This window comes from Streptomyces sp. NPDC048291 (assembly GCF_043201715.1).
Lineage (GTDB): Bacteria > Actinomycetota > Actinomycetes > Streptomycetales > Streptomycetaceae > Streptomyces.
In genome coordinates this window covers 105646-120725 of the sequence record NZ_JBICZC010000021.1, presented here as the reverse complement: position 1 = coordinate 120725, position 15080 = coordinate 105646, and the positions used below count along the sequence as shown (strand labels likewise).

At 72.6% G+C, this 15080-nt stretch carries 14 protein-coding genes; 5 read left to right on the top strand and 9 right to left on the bottom strand.

Annotation, left to right across the window (positions count from 1 at the left end):
• The first annotated feature begins 14 nt into the window (after positions 1-14).
• Both ACGF5O_RS44295 and ACGF5O_RS44290 read left to right on the top strand, forming a co-directional pair.
• The gene (locus ACGF5O_RS44295; protein WP_393815621.1) at positions 15-1850 is read left to right on the top strand and encodes a LamG-like jellyroll fold domain-containing protein; all 1836 of its coding nucleotides are present in this window, start codon (positions 15-17) and stop codon (positions 1848-1850) included.
• 23 nt (positions 1851-1873) lie between these two features.
• Complete coding sequence (locus tag ACGF5O_RS44290) at positions 1874-3547, top strand: histidinol-phosphatase (protein WP_393815620.1); 1674 nt, start codon at positions 1874-1876, stop codon at positions 3545-3547.
• Positions 3548-3617: 70 nt separating this feature from the next.
• Here the strand turns inward: ACGF5O_RS44290 and ACGF5O_RS44285 are convergent, their stop codons facing one another.
• The 4 genes from ACGF5O_RS44285 to ACGF5O_RS44270 are packed head-to-tail and all read right to left on the bottom strand — an operon-like array spanning position 3618 to position 7399.
• Positions 3618-4073 carry a MaoC family dehydratase gene (locus ACGF5O_RS44285; protein ID WP_393815619.1) on the bottom strand — a complete coding sequence of 152 codons (456 nt, stop codon included), beginning with the start codon at positions 4071-4073 and terminating at the stop codon, positions 3618-3620.
• The gene (locus ACGF5O_RS44280) at positions 4070-5596 is read right to left on the bottom strand and encodes a long-chain fatty acid--CoA ligase (RefSeq protein WP_393815618.1); all 1527 of its coding nucleotides are present in this window, start codon (positions 5594-5596) and stop codon (positions 4070-4072) included. Before ACGF5O_RS44280 ends, ACGF5O_RS44285 begins: the two co-directional genes overlap by 4 nt.
• Before the next feature lie 10 nt (positions 5597-5606).
• Positions 5607-6482 carry an amidohydrolase family protein gene (locus ACGF5O_RS44275; protein ID WP_393815617.1) on the bottom strand — a complete coding sequence of 292 codons (876 nt, stop codon included), beginning with the start codon at positions 6480-6482 and terminating at the stop codon, positions 5607-5609.
• Complete coding sequence (locus tag ACGF5O_RS44270) at positions 6482-7399, bottom strand: SDR family NAD(P)-dependent oxidoreductase (protein ID WP_393815616.1); 918 nt, start codon at positions 7397-7399, stop codon at positions 6482-6484. The genes ACGF5O_RS44275 and ACGF5O_RS44270 overlap by 1 nt, the downstream gene beginning before the upstream one ends.
• Positions 7400-7629: 230 nt before the next feature.
• Between ACGF5O_RS44270 and ACGF5O_RS44265 the strand changes: the two genes are divergently transcribed.
• From ACGF5O_RS44265 to ACGF5O_RS44255, 3 genes are read left to right on the top strand one after another with little or no spacing between them, the layout of a single operon-like run.
• Positions 7630-8049, top strand: coding sequence for a MarR family winged helix-turn-helix transcriptional regulator (locus ACGF5O_RS44265; protein WP_393815677.1), 420 nt, complete (start codon positions 7630-7632; stop codon positions 8047-8049).
• The gene (locus tag ACGF5O_RS44260) at positions 8046-8819 is read left to right on the top strand and encodes an IclR family transcriptional regulator (protein WP_393815615.1); all 774 of its coding nucleotides are present in this window, start codon (positions 8046-8048) and stop codon (positions 8817-8819) included. The genes ACGF5O_RS44265 and ACGF5O_RS44260 overlap by 4 nt, the downstream gene beginning before the upstream one ends.
• A gap of 9 nt (positions 8820-8828) precedes the next feature.
• Positions 8829-10169 carry a lanthionine synthetase LanC family protein gene (locus ACGF5O_RS44255; RefSeq protein WP_393815614.1) on the top strand — a complete coding sequence of 447 codons (1341 nt, stop codon included), beginning with the start codon at positions 8829-8831 and terminating at the stop codon, positions 10167-10169.
• Here ACGF5O_RS44255 and ACGF5O_RS44250 read toward each other — a convergent pair.
• The 5 genes from ACGF5O_RS44250 to ACGF5O_RS44230 form a co-directional block, all read right to left on the bottom strand.
• Positions 10162-11949, bottom strand: coding sequence for a sulfatase-like hydrolase/transferase (locus ACGF5O_RS44250; RefSeq protein WP_393815613.1), 1788 nt, complete (start codon positions 11947-11949; stop codon positions 10162-10164). The two genes, ACGF5O_RS44255 and ACGF5O_RS44250, sit on opposite strands and share 8 nt — an antisense overlap.
• A gap of 189 nt (positions 11950-12138) precedes the next feature.
• Positions 12139-12312 carry a DUF6253 family protein gene (locus tag ACGF5O_RS44245; protein WP_393815612.1) on the bottom strand — a complete coding sequence of 58 codons (174 nt, stop codon included), beginning with the start codon at positions 12310-12312 and terminating at the stop codon, positions 12139-12141.
• The gene (locus tag ACGF5O_RS44240) at positions 12309-13118 is read right to left on the bottom strand and encodes a maleate cis-trans isomerase (RefSeq protein WP_393815611.1); all 810 of its coding nucleotides are present in this window, start codon (positions 13116-13118) and stop codon (positions 12309-12311) included. The genes ACGF5O_RS44245 and ACGF5O_RS44240 overlap by 4 nt, the downstream gene beginning before the upstream one ends.
• A 76-nt stretch (positions 13119-13194) precedes the next feature.
• Positions 13195-13881 (bottom strand): transglutaminase family protein, encoded by a 687-nt coding sequence (locus ACGF5O_RS44235; RefSeq protein WP_393815610.1) that lies wholly within the window; start codon positions 13879-13881, stop codon positions 13195-13197.
• A 25-nt stretch (positions 13882-13906) separates the two neighbouring features.
• Positions 13907-15079 carry an acyl-CoA dehydrogenase family protein gene (locus ACGF5O_RS44230; RefSeq protein ID WP_393815609.1) on the bottom strand — a complete coding sequence of 391 codons (1173 nt, stop codon included), beginning with the start codon at positions 15077-15079 and terminating at the stop codon, positions 13907-13909.
• Position 15080 lies beyond the last annotated feature (1 nt).

Sequence of the window (15080 nt, the reverse complement as noted above, 5' to 3'; positions counted from 1 at the left end):
CCCACGGAGCACACGTGTGTACTTCGCATGACCACCCGCAGGGCGAGGCCGCGCAGGCCGGAGCCGGGCGACGCAACTTCCTCAGGGCGACCGCGCTGCTGGGCGCCGCCGCCACCGCCGGGGTCGCGCTGCCTTCCGTCGCCGAGGCGTCGTCCTCCGGTTCCGGCCGGCGGCCCGACCCGGAGAGCCGGCGCTTCACCCTCGCGGTGATGCCGGACACCCAGTACCTCTTCGACGGGCCGAGCATCAACCCGGCGCCCATCGAGGCGTCGCTGCGCTACCTCCTGGAGCACGGCGGCGAGTCCGACGACAACATCGTCTTCCTGTCCCACCTCGGCGACCTCACCCAGAACGGGGCGACGGAGGAGTTCGCCGCGATCGGCAAGGCGTTCGAGATCCTCGACCGGCGCGGGGTCGGCTACAGCGTGCTGGCCGGCAACCACGACATCAGGTCGTCCACGGACGACCAGCGCGGCGACACCCCGTACCTGGACGTCTTCGGGCCGCAGCGCTTCAAGGACATGGCGACCTTCGGCGGGGCCTCCGCGGACGGCTACAACACCTACCACCTGTTCCGGGCGGCCGGGCGGGAGTGGCTCGTGCTGGCGCTGGACTGGCGGCTGTCGGCCAAGGGGTACGCCTGGGCGAAGGACGTCATCGCGGCGCACCCGAAGACGCCGGTCATCCTCACCACGCACGAACTGGTCGTGGACGACGACGAGTTGTCGTCGTACGGGCAGCAGCTGTGGGACCAGCTGGTCAACGAGCACGACCAGATCTTCCTCACCCTCAACGGCCACTACTGGCCGGCCGGTCGCGCGACCCGCAAGAACGCGGCCGGCAACGACGTGCACCTGCACCTGACGAACTACCAGAACCGGTACTTCGGCGGCGCGGCGATGATCCGTCTCTACCACTTCGACCTGGACCGCGACGTCATCGACGTGGAGACGGTCTCGCCGTGGATCCTCGGCCGGGCCAAGAAGGGCCTGAACGAGCTGGAGCGGCAGGAGATGGAGCTGAGCGGCGACGGCGACCGCTTCTCCGTCGACATCGACTTCGCGGCCCGCTTCGAGGGCTTCGACCCGGTGCCGGTCCGCCCGGCGCGGCCCGCCGCGCAGCTGCTGGTCCGGGGCACGGCCGCCTACTGGCGGTTCGACTCGGCGGTCTCCGGCACGGTCCGTGACCTGTCCGGCAACGGCAACGACCTCACCGTGGTCTCGGTGGGCGGCGGCACCCTCGGCTGGTCGGCGGACCACCACCCGGACCAGCCGGGCCACGGCAGCCTGGAGTTCACCGGTTACAAGTCGCCCCTGAAGGGCGCCTACCTGAAGACGGTCGACGGCGCCCCGCTCAACTCGGCGACCTTCAAGGACGGTTACACCATCGAGGCGTTCTACCGGCTGCCGGCCGACTGGGACGCCTCGCACAACGCCTGGTCCGGGCTGGTGAGCCGCACGGGCCGCAACGGCTCGGTGGGCACGGTCACCGACGACCCGGACGAGCCGCTGGCCACGCTCTCCCTCTCCGACGGTCCGGGCCCGCAGTGGGCCGTCCACCCGCTCAACCAGCGGCAGCTGGCCACCAACTGGGGCGACGAGACCGACCCGGAGATCTGGTGGCACGTCGCCGTCGTCAACGACGGCAAGCACACCACGATGTACGTGCAGGGCTGCCCGGTGGCCCGCAACCCGCACGCCGCCGCGGTCGGCATCGCCTCCTCCGGGAAGCCCTGGCTGCTCGGCGGCTACGAGTACGCCGACAAGATCGACCAGATCCTGCACGGCCGCCTCGGCGACGTCCGGATCGTCGCGCGGGCCCTGCCCGTCTCCTCCTTCATGACCCACTGACCCCCGTTACGAGGATCATCTTCATGACCGAGCAGCAGCTGCCCTCCTGGGCCGACCCTGCCGTCTCCCCCGCCGACCTGGACGCCCAGGGCATGTCGAGGCGTGGACTCCTGCGCCGCGCGGGCCTGTTCGGCGCCGCGTTCGCGCTCGGCTCGGCGGCCACCCCGGCGTTCGCCGCCTCCCCCGCCCGCCAGGGCCTGGGCGGCGAGGACCCGCGCCTCGCCTACCTGGTCGGCGACCACCACGTGCACTCCGTGTACAGCCACGACGCCAAGTACACGTTCTCCCAGCAGGCCCGGGCCGCCGCCAAGTACGGCCTGGACTGGATGGTGTTCAACGAGCACTCCAACTTCGGGCACGCCTACTACGGCGCGAAGATGGAGCACGCGGAGATCCTCAAGGCGCGTGCCGAGAACCCGCGCCAGCTGATCTTCCAGGGCCTGGAGTGGTACATCCCGGCCGCCGAGCACTGCACGGTGTTCGCCGCGCCAGGACCGCACGAGACCGACCTGCTCACGCAGTTCGAGCTGGCCTACGACGGCAAGCTCCTCGGCTACACCGAGGGCTCGGCCGGCGCCACGGACACCGCCCGCAACGAGGCGCACGCCGTCAAGGCCATCCAGTGGCTGGCCGAGCAGCGCCGTACCGGCTACGTGGACGACGTCCTCGTCCTCGCCAACCACCCGCTGCGGCTCGGCATCGACTCCCCGCACGAGATGCGCAACTGGCGGGACGCGGCCTCCGAGATCATGATCGGCATGGAGGGCGCACCCGGCGCCCAGGGTGCCGCGATCCCGGGCTGGGGCGGTACGAACGCGATCCGCGGCGAGTACCAGAACAGCCAGTCGGCCCAGTCCTGGGCGGGCTTCCCCACGGGCGCCTACGTCACGTACGGCGGTTTCGACTGGGCGACCGCGACCGTCGGCGGCCTGTGGGACGCGATGCTCTCCGAGGGCAGGCTCTTCACGATCACCACCAACTCCGACAACCACCGCACGGTCTTCGACACCTGGAAGAACGGCGACTGGCCGGCCGGGCAGAACTTCGACAACACCGGCAAGCTGCCCGACCCGGTCAACACCGACACCACGCAGCCCGGCTCCGACTTCTGGCCCGGCGAGTTCAGCCGGACCCACGTCGGCGTCACCGGGTACGGCTACCGCGCGGTGATGGCGGGCCTGCGCGCGGGCCGGGTCTGGCTGGACCACGGCCACCTGCTCGACGGCCTCGACGTCCGGCTGAAGCGGGACTGCGACCACGGCCGGGGCGTCACCCTCGGCGGGCGGCTGCGCGTCCGCAAGGGCGAGCGGATCACCCTCGAGGTGACGGTGACGAGCGCGTCCAGGGCCAACACCCACGGCATTCTGCCCCAGTTGGCGCACGTCGACGTCATCCGGGGCGCGGTGCGCGGCCCGGTCGCCGACCGCGACACCTGGCAGGCGCCCGACACCAGGGTCGTCCAGACGAAGGACGTCTCCGGCCGCAAGGGCACGTACACGCTGCGCTTCCCGGTCACCGCGGGCGACGAGTCGTTCTACGTCCGGCTGCGCGGCAGTGACGGCAAGCGCAACGGCGCGGGCTACCTGGGCGCGTCCATCGACCCGCACGGCCCGATCCCGCACGAGCCGGGCAGCGGCGACCCGTGGGCGGACACCTGGTTCTACTCGAACCCGGTCTTCGTGGACGTGGTGAACTGAGCTGAGTGAAGCGCCCCGTCAGGGGCGCCGGGAACTGCGCGACCGGCCCCCACCGGCCCGCAGTTCCCCACTACGCGTAGAACCGCGACAGGCTCTGGAGTACAGCCGCGGGCTTCGCGCCGCCCTCGATCTCGATCGTCCCGTCGACGGCGATCTGCACGCCGCCCGGCACGTCCTCGACCTCCGCGAGCCGGGCGGCCAGCCGGATCCGGGAACCGGCCTTCACCGGGGACGGGAAACGGACCTTGTTCAGGCCGTAGTTGACCTTCGTGGTGACGCCCTGGACGTCCAGCAGCTCGGTGAACAGAGGGATGAACAGCGACAGGGTGAGGTAGCCGTGGGCGATCGGGGCGCCGAAGGGTCCCGCGGCCGCCCGCTCCGGGTCGACGTGGATCCACTGGTGGTCGCCGGTGGCGTCGGCGAAGGTGTCGATGCGGTCCTGGGTGACCTCGATCCAGTCGCTGCTGCCCAGGTCGCTGCCCGCGATCTTCTTCAGTTCGGCGAGGCCGTTGACGGTGACGGTCATGTGGGGTTCCTTGGCTGGGAGTCGGGAGAGCCGTAGCGCTTGCGCACGCGGGCCTTGAGGAGCTTTCCGGAGGCGGTGCGCGGGAGTTCGTCGGCGAGCACCACCGATTTGGGGAGCTTGTACCTGGCGAGCCGCCCGGTCAGCGAGGCGAGCACCTCGTCGAGGTCGAGGACGGTGCCCTCGCGGGGCACGACCACCGCGCGCGGCACCTCGCCCCACCTGTCGTCCGGTACGCCGATGACCGCGCACTCCACGATGTCGGGGTGGGCGAGGAGCAGATCCTCGATCTCGGCGGGGTAGACGTTCTCGCCCCCTGAGATGATCATGTCCTTGAGGCGGTCGACGACGAAGACGTAACCGTCCTCGTCGACCGTGGCCGCGTCCCCGCTGCGGAACCAGCCGTCCGCGAAGGAGGCCGCGGTCTCCTCCGGCAGGCCCCAGTAGCCGGGCATGACATGGGGTCCGCGGACCGTGATCTCGCCGGGCTCGCCGACCTCGACCGGGGTCAGGTCGGGCCGCACGACCCGTACGTCGCTGAAGAAGTGCGGCACGCCGGCCGAGCCCGCCTTGCTGATCGCGTGCTCGGCGTCGAGGAACAGCGTGCCGGGGGACGCCTCCGTCATGCCGTAGCCCTGGAGGAAGGTCAGGCCGCGCTCCTGGTAGGCGGCGATCAGGGGCGTCGGGACCGGGGAGCCGCCGCAGGTCAGGATGCGGAGGGAGGAGAGGTCCGCGTCGGCCCAGCGCGGGTGTCTGGCCACCTGCTCGAACATCGTCGGGACGCCGAACATGAAGGTGATCCGGTGCCGTTCGATCAGGTCGAGGGTCGCCCCCGGGTCGAAGGCCTCGACCAGGACGCAGGTGCCGCCCTTCAGGAGGACCGGCAGGGTGAGCATGTTCAGGCCCGCCGTGTGGAACAGCGGGGCCGAGACGAGGGCGCGTTCGTCGGCGATCAGGTCGGTGTCGACCAGGACGTTGAACGCGTTCCAGGTCAGGTTGGCGTGCGTGAGCATCGCGCCCTTGGGGCGGCCGGTCGTCCCCGAGGTGTACATGATGATGCAGGTGTCGTCGGGGGCGACCGGTTCGTCGATCGGGTCGTCGGGCGCGGCCGACAGCAGCTCCTCGTACTCCGGGCCGACCTCGGCGTACGTCCGGACGTCGGTGGTGCCGGGCAGGCCCGCGACGAGTCCGGCGTGCGAGGGGCCGTAGAGGAGGGCCCTGGCACCGGAGTCGCCGAGCTGGTAGGCGATCTCGGGGCCGGCCAGGCGGGTGTTGAGGGGGACGAAGACCGCGCCGAGGACGCCGGCCGCGAACAGGGTCTCCAGGTAGGCGGGGTGGTTGGGGCCGAGGTAGGCGACGCGGTCGCCGCGGCGGATGCCCAGGGCGCGCAGGGCGTGGGCCAGGCGGGTGGTGCGGGCGTGCAGGGTGCCGTAGTCGGTCGCCTGCCCGCCGGAGATCAGTGCCGTGCGGTGCGGGGTCTTGCGGGCCCGGCGTGCGGGCCACGACCCCAGTCCCTCGTTGCGCATCTGCGGCCCCTTACGGCGTGGTCAGCCCGAGCAGGCGGGCGGCGTTCTCCTTGAGGATCCTCGGCCGGACCTCGTCCTTGATCGGCAGCTTCTCGAAGTCCGCGAGCCACCGGTCGGGGGTGAGGACGGGGAAGTCGGAGCCGAACAGGACCTTGTCCTTGAGCAGCGTGTTGGCGTACTGCACCAGCTGCGGCGGGAAGTACTTGGGCGACCAGCCGGACAGGTCGATGTGCACGCCCGGCTTGTGGGTGGCGACCGCGAGGGCCTCGTCCTGCCAGGGGAAGGACGGGTGCGCGAGGATGATCTTCAGGTGCGGGAAGTCGGCGGCCACGTCGTCCACGTGCAGGGGGTTCGAGTACTTGAGGCGGATGCCGCCGCCGCCCGGGACGCCGGCGCCGATGCCGGTCTGGCCGGTGTGGAAGAGGGCGATGGCGCCGGTCTCCTCGATCACCTCGTAGAGGCCGTAGGCCACCGCGCGGTCGTTCGGGAAGAAGCCCTGGATGCTGGGGTGGAACTTGAAGCCCTTCACCCCGTACTCCTCGACCAGGCGGCGGGCCTGCCGGATGCCGGCCTTGCCCCGGAAGGGGTCGATGGAGGCGAAGGGGATCAGGACGTCGGCGTTGGCGGCGGCGGCCTCGGCGACCTCCTCGTTGGGGACGGGCGCGGTGCCGGTCGCGGACTCGGCGTCCACCGTGAAGATCACGGCGGCCATGTTCCGCTCCCGGTAGTAGGCGGCCGTCTCCTCGATCGTCGGCTTCCGCTTCCCCTCGATCTTGAAGTAGGCGGCGGAGGCGTCGTGCAGGTCGTCGTCGAGGGAGGAGTGCCCGCGGGAGGAGACCTCGGCGTGCGTGTGGACGTCGATCGCGGTCAGTGTCTCGATGTCCATCACGCCTCCGGGAGCTTCGGCGCCGGGATGCCGACCGTCTGGAGTTCGGCGCCGACCGAGGTGGGGAAGGCGTCGGCCAGGGTTTCCGGGGTCCAGCCGCCGTCGGCGTAGGCCGCCCTGATCTCCTGCGGATGCGACCAGAGTGCCACCTTGTCGCCGCCGATGCCGATGGCCTGGCCGGTGATGCCGCGGGCGGCCTCGGAGGCGAGGAAGGGGACGAGGGCCGCGCAGTCCTCGGGGGTGCCGAAGCCCTCGCCCTTGCGCAGGAAGCCGGGGAGCGGCTCGCCGTTGCGCATGGCCTCGATGTACGGCGCGAAGGCGGGGATGGTCTCGGTCATGGCGGTGGCGGCCACCGGGACGATCGCGTTGACGGTGATGCCGGCCCGGCCCAGCTCCATCGACCAGGTGCGGGCCATGGCGGCGATGCCGGCCTTGGCGGCGGAGTAGTTGGTCTGGCCGAAGTTGCCGCGCTGGCCGGCCGGGGAGCCGACCAGGATCAGGGTGCCGCCCCCGCCCTGTTCGCGCATCCGGACGGCGGCGGCGCGGGCGCAGGTGAAGGTGCCCTTGAGGTGGGTGGTGAGCACGGCGTCGAAGTCGTCGTCGGTCATCTTCCAGAGCACCTTGTCGCGCAGGATGCCCGCGTTGGTGACCAGGATGTCGAGGCGGCCGAACTCCTCGACGGCCCGGTTCACGAGCCGGTCCGCGGCCTCGGCGGTGCCGACCGGGACCACCTCGGCGACGGCGGTGCCGCCGGCCTCCGCGATGGACTTCACGGCCTGCTCGGCGACGGTCTCGTCCACGTCGTTGACGACCACCGAGGCGCCGTGGGCGGCGAGGGCGTGGGCGTAGGCGAGGCCGAGGCCCCGGCCACTGCCGGTGACGACGGCGGCCTTGCCGGTGAGATCGATGGTGGGCACGGTCGGTCCCTTCACAGACGACGGCGGCGGCCCGTGGGGCCACCTGCGGCTTTCGAGATCGAAGCTAAGAGCAATAATTGTTGTCGTCAATAGTTGTTGTCGACCCACGGGTGCCTCATGCTGGAATCTGTCGCACAGACCGCCCCGCCGCCGGGGCCCGGACCAGGGAGACCGCCATCACCCGCCAGCACACCGAGAACCCGACCTCGATCGACGCGGACGAGCCGTGGATGCGCGGGCTGCACGCGGACACCGGCTACCTGCTGTACCGCCTGGGGCTGCGCTCGGGGCAGGTCTTCAACACCTTCCTCCAGGAGTCGGGGCTGCGGCTGCGCCACTACGCGGTGCTGCGCTTCCTCGCCGGTTCGGCGGGCTCGCTCCAGCGGGAGCTGAGCACCCGGCTCGGCTACGACCCGAGCGCGATCGTCGGCCTGGTCGACGACCTGGAGAAGCTGGGCTTCGCCGAGCGGCGCCCCGCCCCCGACGACCGCCGCAGCCGGATCGTCGTCCTGACCGAGGCCGGCCGGGCGTTCCTGCGGGACACCGACGAGGCGGGCCGCCGCGTGACCAACGAGCTCCTCGACCCGCTCGACCCCGCCGAGCGGGCGACACTCCACGCCCTGCTGCTGCGCGTCGCCGACCGGCCATGACCACCGCCGCCCGCTCCGCGCCCGACCGGCTGCTCGCGGTCCTGGCCGCGTTCGACCACGGGCATCCGGCGCTGAGCCTGACGGACATCGGCCGCCGGGCCGGGCTCACCCTCACCACCGCGCACCGCCTGGTCGGCGCGCTGACCGCCTGGGGCGCGCTGGAACGGGACGCGGACGGGTTCTACCACGTGGGACTGCGGCTCTGGGAGCTGGCCGCGCTGGCCCCGCGCGGTCTGGCGCTGCGGCAGATCGCGCTGCCCTGCCTGGAGGACCTGTACGAGGCGACGCACGAGAACGTGCAGCTGGCGGTGCGGGACGGGTCGGACGTCGTCTACATCGAGTGGCTGTCCGGGCGTTCGGCGGTGGGCGTGCACATCCGGGTGGGCGCCCGCTGGCCCCTGCACGCGACCGGGGTGGGGCTCGCGCTGCTCGCGCACGAGACGCCCCACTTCCAGCAGGAGTACTGCGCGGGCCGGCTGGCGTCCTTCACGCCGTACACCGTCACCGATCCGGCCCGGTTGCGCCGCTCCCTGGCCGAGGTCCGGCGGACCGGTGCCGCGGTGAGCAGCCGTCAGGTGACCGACGACGCGCTGTCGGTGGCGGCGCCGGTGCGCGGGGCGGCCGGACAGGTGGTCGCGGCCGTCTCCGTGGTGGTACCGGAGGCCGACGCCCAGGTGCCGGTACTGGTCCCGGCGGTACGGCTGGCGGCCCGCGGGATCTCCCGGGCGCTGGGCTGGCAGCCGGACCCTACGGCGGCCCGGCCCCTGTAACGTGTCCGGGTGACGGCGAGCGAGGTGTACCGGGAACTGGGCGAGGCCGCCTGGACGTGGGTGCTGCGGCAGGTGCGGGAGGACGACGGTCCCTGGCTGCCGGAGTCGGTGCCGGAGGAGGGCCCCGGGGAGCTCCCGCCCGACGAGGACCGGGACTCGCTGTACTCGGGGATCGCGGGCCTGGCCCCGGTGCTGGCGGAGATCGCCCGGTACCGGAGCCTCAGCGGACCGGAACAGGCCCTGGCGGCCGGGATCGTGAGCCGCCTGTCGGCGCGGGCACCCCTCGTGGCCGAACCCTCGCTCTACGTCGGTCTTGCGGGCCACGCCACGGCGCTGCGGCTCCTCGCGCCGGGCAGCGAGGCGGTGGTGCTGCGCCGGCTCGCGGAGCTGGCGACGCCCGAGGGCTGGCGGACCACGACCTCGTTCGTGCCGGACTCCGACGCGCCCCTGACCGACGTCATCATGGGTGTCGCGGGCGTGGTGATGACGGCGGTCTGGGCGGGCGGCGAGCACGCGGAACGGATCGCGACGACCGGCGGCGAGGCCCTGCTGCGGATGGCGGACCGCACGGGGGCGGGCCTTGACTGGGGGATCTCACCGACCTCGCAGTCGCGGTCCCCGAACTACTCGCACGGCGCCGCCGGGGTGGGCGCCGCGCTGGCGGTGGCGGGCGTGGCCCTGCGCCGCGAGGACTTCGTCACCGCCGCCGCGGACGCGGCCCGCCATGTGCTGTCCATGGGCTCGCTCGCGGACGGCGGCTTCGTCGTCCCGCACACCATCCCGCCGTCGACGCGGGAGGTGGAACCGGTGACGTACACCTGGTGCCACGGACCGGCAGGCACCTCGCACCTGTTCACGGCGCTGGCGCACGCGGGCGTCACCGAGGTGGCCGGGCACGGCGTCGGGGAGCTGCGGCAGCGCTGCCTGACCTCGGTCCTCACCTCGGGAGTCCCGGAGCGGCTGCGCCCCGGGTTCTGGGACAACGACGGCCGCTGCTGCGGGACGGCGGGCGTCGGGGACGTCCTGCTGGACGCGGCGCAGGACCTCGCGGGGACCCCCGGGGTGGACCGGCTGGCGGACGCCGCGCTCCGGATGGGCGACGCGCTGGTCGAACGGGCGATCAGGGACGGGGACGGGGCCCGCTGGCGCTTCGTGGAGTACCGCATCGAGACCCCGTTGCTGCCGCCCGGCACGTCCTGGATGCAGGGCGCGGCCGGTGTCGCGGCCTACCTGCTGCGCCTCGCCCGGTACCTGGACACCGGCCCGGACGCCCCGGTCGTGGACCGCCCGGACCAGTGGTGGGCGGTGCCGGCGCGGCTGCGCGGTGCGCGGGCGGGGCTGGTCAGCTGAGCGGCGCCGTGGCCGTGTAGGTCACCTCGTCGTCCCCGTGGTGGGCCGTGCCCCGGCAGGTGAGGGTCGTGGCGGTGGAGACCTGGGGGCGGGTGAGGCGCCAGCGGACCGTGAGGCGTTCGCCGGGGTCCAGGCGGGGTGCGGTGGCCGTGTCCCGGGCGTGGGCGGTCCAGCCGCTCGGGATGTCGAGGGCGAGCCGGGCGGCGTTCCAGGGGCGCGCCGAGCCGTTGGCGAGTGTGGCGGTGACCGTGAACTCCGTGCCCCGGCCGCCGGCTTCGAGGGTCACACCGAAGGGCCTGCGCGGGTACACCGGCGCCCAGGACGCGTGCATCAGCTTCACCAGCGCGTCCGCCCGGGCCGGCCGGGCGGCGGCCAGGTCGTGCTCCTCGCCGGGGTCCCGGGCGAGGTCGTAGAGCTCCACGTCCCACTGGTCGTCCGGGGCGCGGCGGCTCTGGCCGGGCGCGAACCGGACCGCCTTGAGGTCGCCGTGCCGCAGGGCTTCGGCGAGCCGGTCGCCGCGGCCGTGGTCCGCCGCGTTCTGGCGGGCGGTGACGCCGTTGTGGTTGCGGTAGAAGTAGAGGCTGTCGTGGCGGGGGGCGTCGGTGGAGCCGCGCAGCAGCGGGGCGACGGAGAGGCCGTCCACGTCCGCGGGGGCGGGCGCGCCCGCGAGCTCGGCGAGGGTGGGCAGCAGGTCGGTGAGCGGGGTGGGCCGGTCGGTGGTGCCGGCCTTGACGTGCCGCGGCGACCAGGCGATGAACGGGACGCGGATGCCGCCCTCGTACAGGTTCCGCTTGTAGCCGCGCAGCGGGCCGTTGCCGTCGAAGAGGTCGGGGTCGGTGCCCGCCTCCTCGTGCGGCCCGTTGTCGCTGGTGACCAGGACGACGGTGTTCTCGGCGAGGCCGAGCGCGGTGAGCTTGTCGGTGACGTCGCCGACCAGGGTGTCGAAGGTGGTGACCTGGGCCGCGTGCCGCTTGTTGGGCCCGGTCCAGGGGCGGTCGGCGTACGCCCCGACGTGCGGGTCCTTGCTGGGGGCGTGCGGCACGGTCGGGGCGAGGTACAGCAGGAACGGCTCGCCCTGGTGGGTGTGCAGGAAGCCGAGGGCCCGCTCGGAGATGAGGTCGGGGGCGTAGACCTGCTGGGCGCCGCCCCTGTTGGCCGGGATCTCCTCGCGGGTGCCGTTGTGCCACAGGTAGTCGGGGAAGTAGTCGTGGGCGTGGTGGTGGGTGAGGTAGCCGTAGAACTCCTCGAAACCACGGGCGTTGGGGTGGCTCGGCTGGTCCGGGGCGTTGGGTCCGAAGCCCCACTTGCCGATCAGGCCGGTGCGGTAGCCGAGCGCCCTGAGCGCCTCCGCGAACGTGAAGTCCTTCTCGGTGAGGGCGCCCTGGCCGCCGGGTCCCCAGGGGTTGGTGCGCACGGTCGAGTGCCCGCCGTGCAGGCCGGTGAGCAGCGAGCAGCGCGAGGGCGCGCAGACCGGGGCGGGCGCGTAGGCCTGGGTGAAGCGCAGGCCCTCGGCGGCGAGGGTGTCCAGGCGCGGGGTGTGCATCAACTGCTGGCCGTAGGAGCCGAGTTCGCCGTAGCCGAGGTCGTCGGCGAGGATCACGACGAAGTTGAGCCGGTCCGAGGGATGCTGCGCGGCCGGTGCCGCCACGGCGGGCTTGACGGTGGGCCGGGGCCGCTCGGCGGCCGGCCGCGCCGCGTCCCCGTCCTCGCACCCCGCGACCGCCGCGAGCGCGGCGGGCGCGGCGGCGGCCCCGGTGAGGAAGCGGCGGCGACTGGGCATACGGGTCCCCCGGTGTGACGACTGCGCGTGGTCCTGGACAGATGGTGGTCACGGCCGTCCGTCCAGGACCATGCACACGCTGTGAACGCTCTGTTTCGAGTCGTGATTCGAGTCGTGGCTCGACTCGTGGCTCGACTCGTGAGAGGGAATTCCGGGCTCGGAGGTTCCCGCTCCACGACGTCAGAATGATCACAGACGGGTGCGCGGCGCGGTCACCTGGGTACCGGTTCGGGCGTCCCGGTAGCGGACCATGCCGTGCACGGAGGTGCCGTCGTCGCGCCGGCGGACGAGGGGGATCCGGCGGGCGTCCCCCTCGTCGGTGACGAACAGGGCCGCGTGCCCGTCGGCCGCCGGCAGGCTCACACCGTGCCGGCCGGCGGCTCGGCTGCGAACAGCCGGCCGTACCCGGTGATCCCGTGAGCCTCCCCGGCCGCTCCGGCCAGGTGCAGGGCATGCCAGAACAGGACCTGGTTGGCGGTCAGGACCGCGAACCCCAGCTCCTGTTCCAGGGCGTCGACGACGCCCACCGCGCGGATGCCGTTGCCGGCCACCAGGACGGCGTCGGGCTGGTGCCCGGCGACCGTGGTGCGGATCCACTCGGAGAGCGCCCCGGGGGTGATCAGCTTCTGGTTGCTGGGCAGTCCGCACGGGCCGTGGTGGACGACGTCGAAGCCCTGTTCGGTGAAGTAGTCGGCGCCGAGACCGGAGAGCCGGTCGTCGAACCACGGCGGGTTGACGAGGGCGATCCGGCCGGTGCCGAGCGCGGTGAAGCCGGCCACGGCCGCCGTGGTGGTGCCGGTGAGCGGCAGTCCGCGGGTGACCCGGGCGAGCCGGGCGAACAGGTCCTTCTCGCCGGCCGCGCCGAGAACGTAGGCGGAGCTGGTGAAGCCCAGCGCGATCACGTCGAGCGGGGCGGCGGCCAGCAGTTCCACCGCGTCGTCGATGTGCGGCGGCTCCACGAAGGCCCGCACCGGGTCGTGCGGGATCTTCGGGTCCATCTCGCCGCCGGCCCGCATCGCGCCGAAGTGGACGCGCGAGCCGTGCACGAACACGTCCTCGGGCGCGATCGCCCGGAACTCCGACTCCGGGCCGACGTCCGCGTGCGGCACGACCACACCGATGCGGGCCCGCGCCTCCCAGCCGTCCTTCTGGGCTCGGATGGTGCTCATCTCCGTGTCTCCTCCTCGTCGTCGGGGAAGTCGTCGGGGTCGCCCTCGGTGCAGCAGGGGCCGCCGTCGGGTCGCATCAGGCGGACGCCTCGGCGGCCAGCGAGCCGCCGCGGACCGTGCCGGTGCCGTCGGCGTTCAGGAAGCCGGGGTGCTTGCGCCGCATGTTCGCCATCACGAAGTCGTAGGGAACGTCGTCGAAGCCGCCGTGGTCGGTCAGGAACTCCATGCTCTGACGGCCCTGGTCGTCGAAGGGGTGGTGCAGGCTGTCGGCGGTGCCGTCGAACTCCAGCGGCTTCATCCCGTACAGCCGGCACAGGATCTTGTTGAAGACCGGGGTGGCCTTGACCCACCTGCCGTCCAGGTGGACCGAGTTGAGACCGTGGAAGAAGACGTCCCCGCCTATGTGGGCGCGCAGCCGGTCGGAGGCGAGGTGGTTGCGCACGTCGCCGTAGTGGACGCGGGCGGGGATGCCCACGGCCCGGCAGGACGCCGCGTACAGCGCCGACTTGTGCAGGCAGAAGCCCTTGCGGGTGGCCGCGGTGTGGCTGGCCCGCAAACCCCGTTCGGACAGGTCGGCGCCGTACACCTCGTAGAAGACGTCGTCGCGGACGGCGTGGTAGAGCTCGACGGCAAGCCGGCGCTTGTCGGCGGCGCGGTCGGGGACCGCCTCGTCGACGAAGCTCTGGACGGCCTCGCTCTCGTAGTCGAGGAACTCGGTGGGTGCGGTGAGCCGGCGCAGGTCGTCCGGGGTGAGTGCGTTCATGGTGGCCCTTTCGTCAGCTCCCGGCTCACAGGCCCAGCAGGGAGGCGATGCGGTTGCGCTGGATCTCGCTGGTGCCGGAGTAGATGGTGCCGCCGACCGCGTTGCGCACGTCCCGCTCGATGCCGGTGGCGGTGAGGTAGCCCTGGCCGCCGAAGATCTGGACGGCGTCGAGCGCGGTGCGCTTGTTGGCCTCGCTGACCACGGTCTTGGTGGCGGCGACGTCGATCGCGGCGTCCTGGCCGGACTCCACCTTGGCGCCGGTGTCGGTGAGCCACTTGCGGGCGGTCTCCACCGCGATCTTCATGTCCGCGATCTTGTGCGCGACGCCCTGGAAGGCGCCGATCGGCTCCCCGAACTGGCGGCGGGACCTGGCGTACCTGACGACGCGTTCCAGCCGGTGTTCCATCTCGCCGAGCGTGAGGGAGAAGGAGAAGAGGATCTCCCGCTTCATCACGTGGTCGAGGACCAGGAAGCCGGCGCCCTCCTGGCCGATGCGCCGGGTGGCGGGCACCCGCAGCCCCCCGAAGGTCACCTCGCTCAGCGGCGAGGTGCGCAGCCCCATCTTGCCGAGCGGCTCGCCGACCCGGAGGCCGGGGGTGTCCCGCTCGACGAGGAGAACGCTCAGGCCGAACGGGCCGGGGCTGCCGGTGCGTACGTAGAGCAGGAAGAGGTCGGCGATCGGGGCGTTGGTGATGAGCGTCTTGCCGCCGTCGATGACGTAGTCGTCGCCGTCCCTGGTCGCGGTGGTGGCGATGTTCAGGGCGTCGGAGCCGTTGGCCGGCTCGGTGATGGCGTGCGCGGTGACCAGGTCGCCCGCCACGATCCTGGGCAGGAAGCGGTCCTTGAGCTCCTCGGAGCCGAACGCCTGCAGCGGGACGCCGACGCTGACGATCTGCGTGGAGGCGGAGAAGCCGAGGCCGGCGTCCCGGCAGGTGTGCCCGAGCCCTTCGAGGGCGCGCATGGTGTCGGTCAGGGTGCCGCCACGGCCGCCGTACCGTGTCTCGAACGGTACGGCGAGCAGTCCGGAGCGCCGGATCGTCTTCCACTTCTCCCAGGGGAACTCCGCCCGGGCGTCCCATTCTTCGACGTCGTGGTTGAGTTCGTCCGCCCAGGGGGCGACGAGGGTGTACGGGTCCGGGCCGGTGCCCGGTTCGGTGCCGGTGCCGGTGGTCCGCGGTGCGGACGGTGCGGGTGTCATG

Bases quoted from the DNA above. Each gene is read 5' to 3' on its own strand.
- ACGF5O_RS44290 (WP_393815620.1), top strand. From the start codon at position 1,874: ATGACCGAGCAGCAGCTGCCCTCCTGGGCCGACCCTGCCGTCTCCCCC.
- ACGF5O_RS44285 (WP_393815619.1), bottom strand. From the start codon at position 4,073: ATGACCGTCACCGTCAACGGCCTCGCCGAACTGAAGAAGATCGCGGGC.
- ACGF5O_RS44280 (WP_393815618.1), bottom strand. From the start codon at position 5,596: ATGCGCAACGAGGGACTGGGGTCGTGGCCCGCACGCCGGGCCCGCAAG.
- ACGF5O_RS44275 (WP_393815617.1), bottom strand. From the start codon at position 6,482: ATGGACATCGAGACACTGACCGCGATCGACGTCCACACGCACGCCGAG.
- ACGF5O_RS44265 (WP_393815677.1), top strand. From the start codon at position 7,630: ATGCGCGGGCTGCACGCGGACACCGGCTACCTGCTGTACCGCCTGGGG.
- ACGF5O_RS44260 (WP_393815615.1), top strand. From the start codon at position 8,046: ATGACCACCGCCGCCCGCTCCGCGCCCGACCGGCTGCTCGCGGTCCTG.
- ACGF5O_RS44250 (WP_393815613.1), bottom strand. From the start codon at position 11,949: ATGCCCAGTCGCCGCCGCTTCCTCACCGGGGCCGCCGCCGCGCCCGCC.
- ACGF5O_RS44240 (WP_393815611.1), bottom strand. From the start codon at position 13,118: ATGAGCACCATCCGAGCCCAGAAGGACGGCTGGGAGGCGCGGGCCCGC.
- ACGF5O_RS44235 (WP_393815610.1), bottom strand. From the start codon at position 13,881: ATGAACGCACTCACCCCGGACGACCTGCGCCGGCTCACCGCACCCACC.
- ACGF5O_RS44230 (WP_393815609.1), bottom strand. From the start codon at position 15,079: ATGACACCCGCACCGTCCGCACCGCGGACCACCGGCACCGGCACCGAA.